Annotated in this window: 13 protein-coding genes and 1 pseudogene; 1 reads left to right on the forward strand and 13 read right to left on the reverse strand. The window is 62.8% G+C overall.

The annotated features are described in order from the left end of the window. The 3 genes and pseudogenes from G6N73_RS16920 to G6N73_RS16930 all read right to left on the reverse strand — a co-directional run. A pseudogene (locus tag G6N73_RS16920) lies at positions 1-195 on the reverse strand (NAD(P) transhydrogenase subunit alpha); the annotation flags it as partial. Then, on the reverse strand, positions 195-1,538 hold the full coding sequence (locus G6N73_RS16925) for a Re/Si-specific NAD(P)(+) transhydrogenase subunit alpha (RefSeq protein WP_165029627.1): 1,344 nt from the start codon (positions 1,536-1,538) through the stop codon (positions 195-197). The gene G6N73_RS16925 and the pseudogene G6N73_RS16920, both read right to left, overlap by 1 nt. A gap of 62 nt (positions 1,539-1,600) precedes the next feature. Further along, the gene (locus G6N73_RS16930) at positions 1,601-1,849 is read right to left on the reverse strand and encodes an aa3-type cytochrome c oxidase subunit IV (protein WP_165029629.1); all 249 of its coding nucleotides are present in this window, start codon (positions 1,847-1,849) and stop codon (positions 1,601-1,603) included. A gap of 218 nt (positions 1,850-2,067) precedes the next feature. Here G6N73_RS16930 and G6N73_RS16935 point away from each other — a divergent pair, with 218 nt between their 5' ends. Continuing rightward, positions 2,068-2,790: a DUF2270 domain-containing protein gene (locus G6N73_RS16935; RefSeq protein ID WP_165029631.1), complete on the forward strand. Its 723-nt coding sequence runs from the start codon at positions 2,068-2,070 to the stop codon at positions 2,788-2,790. A 14-nt stretch (positions 2,791-2,804) separates the two neighbouring features. Here G6N73_RS16935 and G6N73_RS16940 read toward each other — a convergent pair whose 3' ends face one another. The 10 genes from G6N73_RS16940 to G6N73_RS16985 all read right to left on the reverse strand — a co-directional run bounded on the left by G6N73_RS16940 (position 2,805) and on the right by G6N73_RS16985 (position 12,909). Continuing rightward, complete coding sequence (locus G6N73_RS16940; RefSeq protein WP_165029633.1) at positions 2,805-3,638, reverse strand: ABC transporter ATP-binding protein; 834 nt, start codon at positions 3,636-3,638, stop codon at positions 2,805-2,807. Positions 3,639-3,817: 179 nt separating this feature from the next. Next, the gene (locus G6N73_RS16945; RefSeq protein WP_165029634.1) at positions 3,818-5,134 is read right to left on the reverse strand and encodes an ABC transporter substrate-binding protein; all 1,317 of its coding nucleotides are present in this window, start codon (positions 5,132-5,134) and stop codon (positions 3,818-3,820) included. 125 nt (positions 5,135-5,259) lie between these two features. Then, positions 5,260-6,336, reverse strand: coding sequence for a branched-chain amino acid ABC transporter permease (locus G6N73_RS16950; protein WP_165029636.1), 1,077 nt, complete (start codon positions 6,334-6,336; stop codon positions 5,260-5,262). An 87-nt stretch (positions 6,337-6,423) separates the two neighbouring features. After that, positions 6,424-7,383 carry a branched-chain amino acid ABC transporter permease gene (locus G6N73_RS16955; RefSeq protein WP_206078906.1) on the reverse strand — a complete coding sequence of 320 codons (960 nt, stop codon included), beginning with the start codon at positions 7,381-7,383 and terminating at the stop codon, positions 6,424-6,426. After that, the gene (locus tag G6N73_RS16960; RefSeq protein WP_165029756.1) at positions 7,380-7,940 is read right to left on the reverse strand and encodes an NUDIX domain-containing protein; all 561 of its coding nucleotides are present in this window, start codon (positions 7,938-7,940) and stop codon (positions 7,380-7,382) included. The genes G6N73_RS16955 and G6N73_RS16960 overlap by 4 nt, the downstream gene beginning before the upstream one ends. A 97-nt stretch (positions 7,941-8,037) precedes the next feature. After that, positions 8,038-8,187 carry a DUF3096 domain-containing protein gene (locus G6N73_RS16965; protein WP_165029638.1) on the reverse strand — a complete coding sequence of 50 codons (150 nt, stop codon included), beginning with the start codon at positions 8,185-8,187 and terminating at the stop codon, positions 8,038-8,040. Positions 8,188-8,199: 12 nt separating this feature from the next. Further along, a complete protein-coding gene (locus G6N73_RS16970) occupies positions 8,200-8,955 on the reverse strand; it encodes an ABC transporter ATP-binding protein (protein WP_246252141.1) in 756 nt (251 codons plus the stop codon). Positions 8,956-9,023: 68 nt separating this feature from the next. Next, positions 9,024-11,012: an AMP-binding protein gene (locus G6N73_RS16975; protein ID WP_165029642.1), complete on the reverse strand. Its 1,989-nt coding sequence runs from the start codon at positions 11,010-11,012 to the stop codon at positions 9,024-9,026. A 352-nt stretch (positions 11,013-11,364) separates the two neighbouring features. After that, positions 11,365-12,039, reverse strand: a complete 675-nt coding sequence (locus G6N73_RS16980) for a Crp/Fnr family transcriptional regulator (RefSeq protein WP_165029644.1) — start codon at positions 12,037-12,039, stop codon at positions 11,365-11,367. 93 nt (positions 12,040-12,132) lie between these two features. Then, positions 12,133-12,909 (reverse strand): N-acyl amino acid synthase FeeM domain-containing protein, encoded by a 777-nt coding sequence (locus G6N73_RS16985; protein ID WP_165029646.1) that lies wholly within the window; start codon positions 12,907-12,909, stop codon positions 12,133-12,135. Positions 12,910-13,041: the final 132 nt, after the last annotated feature.

Below are 13,041 nucleotides of genomic sequence, written 5' to 3' on the forward strand. Positions count from 1 at the left end.
GTAGTAGCCGACGAAGATGGCGAGCACGAAGATCGCGAAGCGGAACACGAAGGGATCGATCACGCCGCCGGAGACGACATGGGCGGCGGCTGCGGCCGCATCACCCGCCGCCTCGGTGCTTTCAAGCGCCGCGCGCGCGGTGGCGACGGCCTGCTCGAGCTGGTCGAGCGCCTGTTCGAGAGCGGTCTTTTCCATCACGCGTCTCCCCTGTTCTTGCCGGGCACGATCGGCTTGGGCTTAGCCACCGCCGGTTTCCTGGGCGCCGTCGGCTTCTTCGCGACAGCCTTTTTCGGCGCGACATCGAGGCCGGACTCGGCGCCCTTGGCAGCCTTCTTGACCGCAGGGTCGTCGCCGCGATTCTGGCCGGGAACGATAGGCTTGGATGCGGCCGGCGCCGCAGCTTCCTTGCCAGCGAAGTTCGGATGCACGACCTTGCCACCATCCGTCAGCATGGTCGCCTTGACCAGTTCGTCGTCGCGATTGATCGCGAGCTGCTTCGTGCCCTTGTCGACCATGGTTTCAAGGAAGGCGAACAGGTTGCGCGCATAAAGCAGCGAGGCGGACGCCGCGACGCGGCCGGGCACGTTCAGATGTCCGACGATCTTGACGCTGTTGTCGAGCGTGATCACCGCGCCGGGGACAGCGCCTTCGACATTGCCGCCGCGCTCGACCGCGAGATCGACGATGACCGAGCCGGGCTTCATCGATTGCACCATGGCGGCCGAGACCAGCTTCGGCGCCGGCCGGCCGGGAATGAGCGCGGTGGTGATGACGATGTCCTGCTTGGCGATGTGCTCGGCTGTCAGCGCCGCCTGCTTGGCCTGGTATTCCTTCGACATTTCCTTGGCGTAGCCGCCAGCAGTTTCGGCTGCCTTGAACTCCTCGTCCTCGACCGCCAGGAACTTCGCGCCGAGCGAGGCGACCTGCTCCTTGACGGCGGGGCGCACGTCGGTGGCGGTGACGATCGCGCCCATGCGGCGTGCCGTGGCGATCGCCTGCAGCCCGGCGACGCCGACGCCCATGACGAAGACCTTCGCCGCCGGCACCGTGCCGGCCGCGGTCATCATCATCGGCAATGCGCGGTCATACTCGGCCGCGCCGTCGATGACGGCCTGATAGCCGGCGAGATTGGCCTGCGAGGAAAGCACGTCCATGACCTGCGCGCGGGTGATGCGCGGCATGAACTCCATCGAGAAGGCGGTCACGCCGGCCTTGGCAATTGCAGCGACCGCCGCGTCGTTGCCGTAGGGATCCATGATGGCGATAACGGCCGCGCCCGATTTGTAGCTTTTCAGCTCGGCTTCGCTCGGGCGGCGCACCTTGAGCACCACGTCCGCCTTCGCCGCGTCCGACGCCTTGCCGATCGCGGCTCCCGCCTTGGCGAACTCCTCGTCGGTGATGCGCGAAGCCAAGCCGGCGCCCGCCTCGACGATCACATCGAGGCCAAGCCCGCAAATCCGCTTCACCGTATCCGGCGAAGCCGCGACCCGCGGCTCGTTCGAATCCACTTCCTTCGGAACGAAGACAATCTGCCCCACCGCGTGTCCCTCTTCGGCTGGATTTCAATCGGACGCGGAGAACCCGCGGCCGGGAAGGATCGTCAGGCGACGTGCCTCGGCGCGCGGCGGATCAGATAGATGCCTATGGCGCAGATGATCAGGAAAAGGAACAAGGCGGAAAAGAAGCCGGCATTGGTGAAGAAGCCGAACGCCATCGCCACAAGCAGCGCCAGGCAGACGAGCGAACCGTATTTGGCGAGCAGCAGAAATCCCAGATAGGTTTTCTCGTGCTCGGAATAGTCCATGTCGGCGCCCATTTCGAGCGGGCCGTTCGGCGCGTGGTCAGCCATCAATAAACCCCTTGAAAATCCTGTCCTGCGCACATAGCGAAAACGGCGCGCAAGGGCAATGCCGCGATTGCCGTTCTGGATGCGACAAGAGATCAGCAAAAACGTGGTAGGTGCGACGCCTACCACGTCCAAACTCCCGTAATGAATCGATTTTGGCGGAGCGTTTCCGCCCGAACGCGCGTTAAATAGGTGCGGAGGTTTCTGGTTGGGAGGCAGACATGGACGAGACCCGCGAACCACCGAGCGTGGACAACATCGCAAGATGGGAGGCGCCACCATTTCCCGCGAGTTCCAGCGAATACATCACCGTGCTGGCGCATTACCATCGCGCAGAAATGGGCCGGATGGCGGGCTGGCGCGACCGCATCGACCGCACCACCAATTGGGCGATCACCGGCGTGGCGGCGATGCTCTCGCTGTCGCTGTCGTCGCCCACCTCGCATCACGGCGTGCTTCTGTTCGCCATGGTTCTGGTGCAGTTGCTGCTCCTGATAGAAGCGCGGCGCTACCGCTTCTTCGACGTTTATCGAGGCCGGGTGCGCCGGCTGGAAAAGCACTATTTCGCCCAGATCCTCGCGCCATTGCCGGATCCAAGCGCGGGCTGGGCAGAACTCCTTGGCCAGGATTTGCGCCGGCCGCGATTCCTGATCCCGCTACACGTGGCGATGTCGCGGCGGCTGAAGCGAAATTACATGTGGATGTTTCTTATCCTTCTGCTCGCATGGGTGCTCAAGATCTCGACGCCCAAGCTGCAGGAGGAAGGGACCGCGCGCGAACTGGCCTGGTCTTTCAACGAGGTCATCGGCAGCGCAGCATTCGGGCCGATATCCGGCTGGGTCATCCTGCTCGGCGTGGCGGCCTTCTATTGCTGGCTTGCCTATACCGCGCTCAGGCCCGATGTGGAGACCGTCGAAGCGACCTACGGAGAAGTTCACGTTTGAGGGGTTGAGCCGCCTCAAGCCAGCCAACGCTTGCGCCGCTTGTAGTGCTTCACGTCCTTGAACGATTTGCGGCCCTCGCCGGCTACGCCGAGATAAAATTCCTTCACATCCTCGTTTTCGCGCAGCGCCGAGGCCTCGCCGTCAAGCACGATGCGGCCCGATTCGAGGATGTAGCCGTATTTGGCGAAGCGCAGCGCCACGTTGGTGTTCTGCTCGGCAAGCAGGAAGGACACGCCCTGCCCCTCGTTCAGCTTCTTCACGATCTCGAAGATTTCTTCCACGAGCTGCGGCGCCAGGCCCATGGAGGGCTCGTCGAGCAGGATCATCTTGGGACGGCTCATCAGCGCCCGGCCGATCGCCGTCATCTGCTGCTCGCCGCCCGACGTGTACCCGGCGAGGCTGGAACGGCGCACCTTCAGGCGCGGGAAATATTCGTAGACGAGGTCGAGGTCGGCACGGATCGCGGCCTTGCCGTCGCGGCGCGTGAATGCGCCGGTCATCAGATTGTCTTCGACGGTGAGATGGCCGAAGCAGTGGCGTCCTTCCATCACCTGGATGCAGCCGCGCCTGACCAGATCGTTGGGCGACAGCGCCTGGACTTCATTGCCCTCGAACACGATCGAGCCCTTGGTGACTTCGCCGCGCTCGGCGTGGAGCAGATTGGAGATCGCCTTCAGCGTCGTCGTCTTGCCCGCGCCATTGGCCCCGAGCAGCGCGGTGATGCCGCCCTGCGGCACGGTCAGCGAAACGCCCTTCAGGACGAGGATGACGTGATCGTAGATCACCTCGATATTGTTGACCGAGAGGATCGGGGTGGCGGGGTCGATGGCAGGTTCGGTGCCGTGCATCTTGTTGCTTCCCTGATGGATAGACGCCGCATCGCGGCAGCGATCCTTCTCCCCGTTTACGGGGAGAAGATGCCGGCAGGCAGATGAGGGGCGGCGTTAACTTTGCAAATGTTGTCGCTGCCCCTCATCCGGCCCTTCGGGCCACCTTCTCCCGTGAACGGGGAGAAGGGAGAAAAGTGCTACATCTTGCACTCTTCGCTGACCGGCCACGGCGCGTTGGCGGCGGCGTAGTCCTTGGCCGCGGTTTCAACCAGCGGGTCGATCGCCGCGCGGTCGGCAGTCAGCAGTTCCGACACCTTGTTGAACTTCGTGCCGTCCCATTCGATCATCCACGCCCCGGAATGGCCGGTGTGGTCGGCGCAGCTCGTCGAGAAGGGCGGGATCATGCCCTCAAGGCCGAGTTCGGCGATGCGCGCCTCGTCGAATTTGAGGTTTTCCAGGCCCCAGCGCAGCTGCTCGGCGTTGACGACCTTAGTGTCGAAATGCTCCTGCGCGACCTTCACGCCCTCGGCGAGCATCGCCGAGATCAGGACGCCGCGCTGGTAGAACACCCAGTCGAACTCGCCGCCGGCCTGGTCGATCATCGACTTGCCGGTATCGACGATATGCTTCTTGATGTCCTGCATGGCCGGCGCTTGCGAATTGGGCAGGCTCCACGAGATCGCCCGATAGCCCTTGGCGGCCTCGCCCGAGACCTTCATGTCGCCGTCATGGCCGGACCACCAGATGCCGACGAACTGGTTCATCGGATATTTGGTCTTGACCGCTTCGGTGATGGCGCCGGCGTTCATCGCGCCCCAGCCCCACATCAGCACGAAATCGGGCCGCTCGCGCCGAATCTGCAGCCATTGGGCCGACTGGTTCTGCATCTCCTTCAGACCGACCGGGATCGGCAGGAGAGTGAAGCCGTGCTTCTCGGCGGCCTGCTCGAACAGCGGGATCGGCTCCTTGCCGTAGGGATGGTCGAGATGCAGAAGCGCGATCTTCTTGCCGCTGAGGCTGGCGAGATCGCCTCCCGAGATCGCCTGCAGGACCATGTTGGCGCCGTCCCAATAGGAGGCCGGCGGGTTGAACGCCCACTGGAAGGTCTTGCCGTCCTGCATGGCCGAGAAGCCGTAGCCCGGCGCGAGAATCGGGATCTTGTCGACATTGGATTTCGGCAGCACCTGGAGTGTGATGCCGGTCGACCAGGGCTGGGTGACGATGCCTGTCGCCTTGGTCTTTTCGTAGCACTCGACGCCCTTTTCGGTGTTGTAGCCGGTCTCGCATTCCTCATAGCCGAGCGTCACGCCGTTCACGCCGCCGTCGCGTTCGTTGAGCATCATCATGTAATCGCGCTGGCCGTTCATCAGCGGGATGCCGGTGGACGCGAACGGACCCGTCCGGTAGCTGAGGTTGGGCAGGCTGACGCTGTCCTGGGCAATGGCCGGGGCGGCGAGCACCGTACCCGCGGCGAGCGCCGCGCAAAGCAGGGTGGTCTTCAGCAGTCTTTTCATTTCATTTCCTCCACTTGTTCGTTTCTCCGTTACGGATCGGGCGAACCAACCCCGTATTCCCTGGCCGATCTTGATCGACCATGACCTTTTCCGAAAACCGGGTACCACTTTTCGGGATCATGGTCCTAATGCGGGAACGGCCACATGATCAGTTTCTCCCTGATGATTTCCCAGAAGCGAGCCAACCCGTGCGGCTCCACGATCAGGAACATTATGATCAGCCCGCCGATGATCATGGTGTTGAGATGTTCCGCCATCGATGAACTGATCGGAATGCCGAAGGTGGCCGGCAGCGTGCCGATGATGACCGGCAGCGCCACGATCAGGATCGCGCCGAGATAATTGCCGAGGATCGAGCCGAGCCCGCCGATGATGGCGATGAACAGCACGCGGAACGACAGCGGAATGTCGAACAGGTTCGGCTCGGCCGCACCCCGCCACAGGAACACGAACAGCGCGCCCGAAATGCCGACGATATAGGACGACACGGCGAAGGCCGACAGCTTGGCCTTCATGAGATTGATGCCGACAAGTTCTGCGGCGATGTCCATATCGCGCACCGACTTCCAGATGCGGCCGATGCGGCCGCGCGTGATGTTGATGGCGAAGCAGGTTACTAGGGCGACTACGCAGAGCACGAAATAATATTGCACGATGGCCCGGGCGTTGGGGCCGGCGACCGCGACGCCGAACATTTCTATCGTCGGCACCTGGATCGCGCCGGAGGCATTGTAATTGTAGAGCCATGCCCACTTCTCGAACAGCCACACCAGGAAGAACTGGGCGGCGAGCGTCGCGATCGCGAGATAGAAGCCTTTGATGCGCAGCGACGGCAGGCCGAAGGCAACGCCGACGGCGGCCGAGAAGAAGCCGGACAGGCCGATGGCGATGAGGATATTGAGCTCCGGGAAAATGGTGAGGAGCTTGTAACAGGCATAGGCGCCGACGCCCATGAACGCGCCGGTGCCGAGCGAGAGCTGCCCAGCATAGCCGGTCAGTATGTTGAGCCCGAGTGCCGCGAGCGCATAGATCAGCACCGGCGTCAGCAGCGCCTTGAATGCGAACTCGTTGGCCGTCATCGGAAACACGACGAAGGCGAGCACCAGGATAAAACCGAGCAGCCACGCATCCTGCTTGACCGGGAACAGCGCGTGATCGGCCTCGTAGCTGGTTTTGAACTGGCCTGCGGTGCGGTAGAGCATGGTTATGACCTCCCGCCATTGAAAATGCCTGCGGCGATGCTGCTACGGGGGGTGGGAAGGAACGCGGCGGTCATTGTCATCATCACCTCACACCCGCTCGATGATCTTTTCGCCGAACAGGCCCTGCGGCCGGAACAGAAGCACGATCAGCGCGAAGACGAAAGCGAACCAGGTTTCGGTGTTGCCGCCGAGCAGCGGCTGGCCCCAGTAGATCTCGAACAGCTTTTCCAGAATGCCGATGGCGAGGCCGCCGATGATCGCGCCTGGCACCGATTCAAGACCGCCCAGCATCAAGACCGGCAGCGCCTTGAAGGCGATCACCTCCAGCGCGAAGGAGACACCCGCGCGGGCTCCCCAGACGATGCCGGTGGCGAGCGCGATGACGCCGGCGATGAACCAGACCAGCACCCAGATCGTCGACAGTGAGATGCCGACCGATAGCGCCGCCTGGTGGTCATCGCCGAGCGCGCGAATGGCGCGGCCCATCTTCGACTTGTTGAGGAAGAGGATAAGCCCCGCGACCAGAAGCACCGCACCGACGACGGCGGTCAGATCCTTCTGCTCGATCGAAACGAAGCCGCCAAACGGTTCGAAAGTGAAGCTGCCGGTCGGGATGAACAACTGCTCGGTGATCATCACCTTGTTTTCGCCGCCGAAGATGATCTCGCCGAAGCCGATCAGGAACAGCGTAATGCCGATCGTGGCCATGAACAGGATGATGTCCGGCTGGTTGACCAGCGGGCGCAGCACCACGCGCTCGATGGCCACGGCGAGCAGGAACATGACGACCAGCGTCAAAGGCAGAGCGAGCAGCGCCGGCACACCCTTTTCATAGAGGCCGACCAGCGTGAGCGCAGCGAACACCACCATGATGCCTTGCGCGAAATTGAAGATGCGCGAGGACTTGTAGATGAGCACGAAGCCGAGCGCGATCAGCGCATAGAGCACGCCGGCGACCAGCCCCTCCCACAGCACCTGGATCAGAAAATCAGGCGCGCCGAACATGTCCTGGAACGGTTTGACGAAAATGCCTTCGACCAGGTTCATAGGATACCCCGCAGGCGAACGTGATAAAGCAGCAGAATAGTCTTGGCGTCGCGGATTTCGCCGCTCGCCACCATCGCGAGCGCGCGCTCGAAGCCGATTTCCAGGACCTCGATGTTTTCGTTTTCGCCGTCGGCGCCACCGCCATTGGTCGGACGGTCAGAGGGATTGTACTCGGCCATGAAGAAATGCAGCCGCTCGGTAACCGAACCGGGACTCATGAAGATGTCGAAGACGGGCTCGACATCGCCGATGCGATAGCCGGTTTCCTCGGCCACTTCGCGGCGGATCGCATCGCCCGGACTGTCGTCGTCGAGCAGGCCGGCCGGCGCCTCGATCATCTGACCGCTCGTAATGCCGTTCAGGAAAGCAGGGAGCCGGAACTGCCGCGTCAGCACGACGCTGCGGCGCGCGCGGTTGTAAAGCAGGATCGTCGCCCCGTTGCCGCGATCGTAGGCCTCGCGGGTCTGCCGCTGCCAGGAGCCGTCAGCAAGGCGGAGATCGAAATCGTAGCGGCTCAGATGATACCAGTTGGCCGACAACGGCGTCACTTCATGCATGCGAACGCCGCTCTGTTCCGGCGGCGGAAAGCTCGACGCGGCTGTCGGTTTCGGTCGCTGGCTCACCTTGATTCTCCCCCCGCCACTTCCATGCGCTTCAGCCAGCCAGTTGCGGGAACAGCCCGAGCAGGCCGACGATGATCAGATAGATGGCGACGATGTAATTCAGAAGCCGCGGTACGATCAGGATCAAGACCCCGGCAATCAGGGCGATCAGCGGCGACAGCGGCAGGGTTCCGATATCCATGTCGATTTCCTTTCAATGCGCGACGCCGAGATAGGCGTCAATCACGTCCTGGTTGGATTTCACGGCATCGGGCGTGCCGTCGGCGATCTTTTTGCCATAGTCGAGAACGACGACGCGATCGGAAAGGTCCATGACCACGCCCATATCGTGCTCGATCAGCGCGATCGTCGTGCCGCGCTGCCGGTTCACGTCTATGATGAACCGGCTCATATCCTCCTTCTCCTCGAGGTTCATGCCGGCCATCGGCTCGTCAAGCAGAAGCAGCGACGGCTCCATGGCGAGCGCGCGGCCAAGCTCCACGCGCTTCTGCAGCCCGTAGGGCAGCTTGCCGACGGGAGTGCGGCGGATGTGCTGGATTTCGAGAAAGTCGATGATCTCCTCGACTTTTTCGCGGTGCTCGATCTCTTCGCGGAGCGCCGGGCCGTGCCACAGCATCTGCCAGAACAGCGTGCGGTGCATCATAACCGAACGGCCGGCCATGATGTTGTCGAGCGTCGACATCCCCTTGAACAGAGCGACGTTCTGGAAGGTGCGGGCTATGCCCTGGCGGACGGCGTGATGCGGCTTCATCGCCCGCCGCTCCTGGCCCCTGAAGACGATGGTGCCCTCCTGCGGCGTGTAGAAGCCGTTGATGACGTTGAGCATCGACGTCTTGCCGGCGCCGTTGGGGCCGATGATGGCGCGGATCTCGCCCTTCTTCACGTCGAAGGAGATGTCGGTGATCGCCTTCACCCCGCCGAACCGCAGCGAGACGTTCTTCACCTCCATGAGCAACTCGCCCGGCGCCAGTCCGTCATCCGGCGCCGCGACGATCTCCACCGCATCCGGGTGCACGTTCACTCCACCGCCTCCCTGGCCGCTCGCTGCGCGACCGGATAGGTCTTCGCATCCACGATCTTCACCGTGGCGCGGACCACGCCCTTGCGTCCGTCCTCATAGGTCATCTCGGTTTCTACGTATTTTTCGGTCGAACCGTCATATAGCGCCTCGATCAGCGGGGCATAGCGTTCGGCGACGAAGGCGCGGCGGACCTTCAGCGTGCGCGTCAGTTCGCCGTCGTCGGCGTCGAGCTCCTTGTGCAGCACCAGGAACCGCTTGATCTGCGCGCCCGCCATGACCGGCTCCTTCGACAGGCGCAGATTGGTTTCATCGACATTCCTGGCGATCATCTCGTAGACGCGGGGATGGCCGGCCAGTTCCTGGTAGGAGGCATAGGCGATGTTGTTGCGTTCCGCCCAGTTGCCGACCGCCTGCAGGTCGATATTGATGAACGCTGCTGCGAAATCGCGGCCGTGCCCGAACGCCACCGCCTCCTTGATGTTGGGAAAGAATTTCAGCGTGTTCTCGATGTATTTCGGCGCAAACAGCGCGCCTGAGGTGAGCTTGCCGACATCCTTGGCCCGGTCGATGATCTTGAGCTGTCTGTCGGTGTCGAAGAAGCCGGCGTCGCCGGTTTTGACGTAGCCGTCCTCCGTCAGTGTTTCGGCTGTGGTGTCTTCCTGCTTGAAATAGCCGGCGAACATGCCGGGCGAGCGGAACAGCACCTCGCCTGTGTCGGAGATGCGGATGTCGACATTGGGCGCGGCCGGCCCGACCGTGTCGGCCCGCACCTCGCCATCCTTCTGCACGGTGACATAGAGGAAGGCTTCGGTCTGCCCGTAAAGCTGCTTCAGATTGATGCCCAGCGAACGGAAGAAGGAAAACAGATCCTGCCCTATGGCCTCACCCGCCGTATAGGCGACGCGGATGTTGGAAAGCCCGAGCACATTGCGCAGCGGCGCGTAGATCAGAATTTTTCCAAGCGCATATGAGATGCGGCCGGACAGCGGCACCGGCCGGCCCTCCAGGATAGCCTCGCCATACCGCCTCGCTACGCCGATGAAATGCTCGAACAGCTTGCGCTTCACCCATCCCGCGTCTTCCATACGGATGGTGACGCTGGTGAGCAGCCCCTCAAAAATGCGCGGCGGCGCGAAATAGAAGGTCGGCCCGATCTCGCGCAGGTCCTGCGCGACGGTCTCGGCGCTTTCCGGGCAGTTCATGCAAAGCCCCGAGACGTAGCCTTGCGCGTAGTTCAGATAGTGGTCGCCGACCCAGGCAAGCGGCAGATAGGCGAGCACGCTGTCATTCTCGGAAAGCCGGTCGAATTCGGCGGTGTCTCGCGCGGCATTGACCGCGCCGGCGGCCGTGATCATGACGCCCTTGGAGCGCCCGGTGGTGCCGGACGTATAGAGCATCACGGAGATGTCGTCACCGCTCGCCTCGCGGATGCCCTGCTCCCAGCGCTCGGCAAGCCCAGGGTCGGCGGCAAGCAGCGCCTCGCCCCTTTTCTGGATGGCGGTAAAGGCGGTGAGCCCGGAGTGGTCGTAGCCGTCGAGGCCGCGCGGCTCGTCATAGATGATCTCGCGAAGCATGGGGATGCGGTCGGAGAAGGACTGGATCTTGTCCACCTGTTCCTGATCCTGGACCACGGCGAAGCGCACCCCGGCATGATTGAGGACGTAAGCCATCTCCTCGGCCACCGCGTCGGCATAGACCGGCACCGGCACGGCGCCCAGCGACTGCGCGGCGGCGAAGGTCCAGTAGAGGCGCGGACGGTTGGCGCCGACGACGGCGATCTTGTCGCCATGGCCGAGGCCGAGCGCCTGGAGCCCCAGCGCCAATGCGCGGATTTGCGCGAGCTGCTCCGCCCAGGTCCAGCTCTGCCAGATGCCGTAATCCTTGTGGCGCATGGCAGGGCGATCGCCGAACCGCTGCGCATTGAGCTGCAGGTATTTCGGAAACGTGTCGAGGGCGCCCGCATGGGCGGCCACCGTCGCTACCATGGCAATGCTTCTCCCGGCCCGATGTCAGCAGTGAGCGCGCCCATGATGTCAGCGCCGGGCTTCGGCGCAAATGCGTCATTAGGCCAATTGCCGCCCGGAGCATCCAGCAGCGGCCGCATGCGCGGCCATTCCGACCCGGCTCGACGCCAAGGTTTCGCCACTCCATTTCCTCCCGTTGTCGCGCCGGGTCCCATCCCGCCGCGGCGCCTGTCCGTGAATCCGGCAGGCTTTGAACTTAAGCTATTATGGAAATGCATGGCGGACAACGCGCCCCTTGACAGACAGGGCCGCAGATTGTCTTTTGAATGCGCGGCACATGCGCCGCTATTCCCTCAAAATTCTGCAACGCTCTTCAAGCGCCGTAGTTCGCCAGGCGCTCGACGTCGAACACGTTGATACGGCCGTGCTCCACACGCAGCAGCCCTTCCTCCTCAAGCGCGCGCAGACTTCTGTTGACCACCTGTCGTGATACCCCGGCAAGAAGCGCGAGTTCATCCTGCGTGATCTCGATGTGATCGCGCATATCCGGGTAGAGCACGGGATTGAAGAACCATGACAGGTTGCGGGCAACCCGCGCCTTGGGATCGAGGATCCGGTCATACTCGGTCGTGGCGATGAACTGCCCCAGGCGCTCGTTGAGCTGGCGAACGAGGAAGCGATTGAAAGCGGCGCTGTTCTCGCAGAGCCAGAAGAAAGTCGCCTTGTTGAGCATCGCCAGCCGGGTGTCGCGAATCGCGACGAGGTCGTATTTGCGCGGCTCGTCCTTCAGCACGGAGCCTTCGCCGAACCACCCGCCGGGACCCACGCCTGCGAACGTCATGGCCTTGCCGTCGCGCGAGATCGCACTGATCTTGACCAGACCGCTGACGACGCCGGTCCAGTAGTCGAGCCTGTCGCCGCGGTGGCAGACATAGCCGCCCTTGGCGAAGGTCTTTTCGCTGATGCCGCGGCTTGCCCGCTCGATTTCATTGTCGGCGAGTTCGGCGGCCCAGATCGCCGCGCGGACAAGGTCGCTTCTGCTGTTCATCTAGCCTCGGCGAAAGTACGGCCCCGGCCGCCCTTCGTGCCAAGTTTATGAACGCTCGGCTCCGGCAAGGCAATGCGCCCCGCCTCGCCGGGATCAGGCGGCGTCGCGAAAATATTTCGCCGTCGGCAGGATGGTCAGCGGCGCGAGTTCGCCGCGGAGAGGTTTGCCGAACATCAAACGCTGCTCCATCGCCGTCGATTTGAAGAAGGGAAAGCGTAAGAAGGAGCGCTCGCGAATGGCGCTGACGTCTGCGCGGTAGAGAACGACCGGATAGTTCAAGCCGGGATAGTTGCGCAGTTCGCCGATCTGCTCGGAGCAGTAGATGCGCTTGTAGAAGCCGGCATGCTCTTCTCGGATGGTGGACAGGCAGTAGGGCGCCCCGAAGTGGAAGCAAGCCATTCCGGCGAGCCGCAGCGTGAGATAGGGAATCTGCGGATAGACGCGCGACCAGTCGGGGTCGGCTGCAAAGCGGCTCGGATCCACGAAAGTAAGGCCGCCGGCCATCATCGGGCGCAAGATGTCGCCATAGACCGTCGTCGACGGCGATTGCGGCGTAGCCAGCGACGCATGATGGATGCGCAAGGTGCTGACGAGAGCCCCGTCGACATAGATACCGAATTTGTAGCAGTTCGGCGCTTCGTCGAGATCGTCATGGACGATGTGGGCGGGATTTTCCGGGACCATATCGCTCAGACGGTACGACTTGTAGCGAAGGCGGTAGATGTCCTCGAGGTCTTCGCCCTTATCGCAGCGGCGATACTCCGTGCGTTCCAGCAGCGCCAGAATATTCCTGGCGAAACTCGATACTTCAGACGTGTCGGCGCTATCCGCCCCGGCGCTCTTGCCGGACGCCATCTGCTGCACAACCATAGATACCCCTCGTACTGCGCCGTGACGCAAACGTACGCCAAGGTCGGCATATGTAAAGTTGAAAATACCGCAGGAGCTGTTTACCGAAGGTTAAGGTTAACCTCGTGAGGTTGCCCGACTGGCAAAAAAGTT

Origin of the sequence: Allomesorhizobium camelthorni (assembly GCF_011045125.1) — a bacterium.
Taxonomy (GTDB): Bacteria; Pseudomonadota; Alphaproteobacteria; order Rhizobiales; family Rhizobiaceae; genus Allomesorhizobium; species Allomesorhizobium camelthorni.

Bases quoted from the DNA above. Each gene is read 5' to 3' on its own strand.
- G6N73_RS16930 (WP_165029629.1), bottom strand. From the start codon at position 1,849: ATGGCTGACCACGCGCCGAACGGCCCGCTCGAAATGGGCGCCGACATG.
- G6N73_RS16935 (WP_165029631.1), top strand. From the start codon at position 2,068: ATGGACGAGACCCGCGAACCACCGAGCGTGGACAACATCGCAAGATGG.
- G6N73_RS16940 (WP_165029633.1), bottom strand. From the start codon at position 3,638: ATGCACGGCACCGAACCTGCCATCGACCCCGCCACCCCGATCCTCTCG.
- G6N73_RS16945 (WP_165029634.1), bottom strand. From the start codon at position 5,134: ATGAAAAGACTGCTGAAGACCACCCTGCTTTGCGCGGCGCTCGCCGCG.
- G6N73_RS16950 (WP_165029636.1), bottom strand. From the start codon at position 6,336: ATGCTCTACCGCACCGCAGGCCAGTTCAAAACCAGCTACGAGGCCGAT.
- G6N73_RS16955 (WP_206078906.1), bottom strand. From the start codon at position 7,383: ATGAACCTGGTCGAAGGCATTTTCGTCAAACCGTTCCAGGACATGTTC.
- G6N73_RS16960 (WP_165029756.1), bottom strand. From the start codon at position 7,940: ATGCATGAAGTGACGCCGTTGTCGGCCAACTGGTATCATCTGAGCCGC.
- G6N73_RS16965 (WP_165029638.1), bottom strand. From the start codon at position 8,187: ATGGATATCGGAACCCTGCCGCTGTCGCCGCTGATCGCCCTGATTGCC.
- G6N73_RS16970 (WP_246252141.1), bottom strand. From the start codon at position 8,955: ATGGAGGTGAAGAACGTCTCGCTGCGGTTCGGCGGGGTGAAGGCGATC.
- G6N73_RS16975 (WP_165029642.1), bottom strand. From the start codon at position 11,012: ATGGTAGCGACGGTGGCCGCCCATGCGGGCGCCCTCGACACGTTTCCG.
- G6N73_RS16980 (WP_165029644.1), bottom strand. From the start codon at position 12,039: ATGAACAGCAGAAGCGACCTTGTCCGCGCGGCGATCTGGGCCGCCGAA.
- G6N73_RS16985 (WP_165029646.1), bottom strand. From the start codon at position 12,909: ATGGTTGTGCAGCAGATGGCGTCCGGCAAGAGCGCCGGGGCGGATAGC.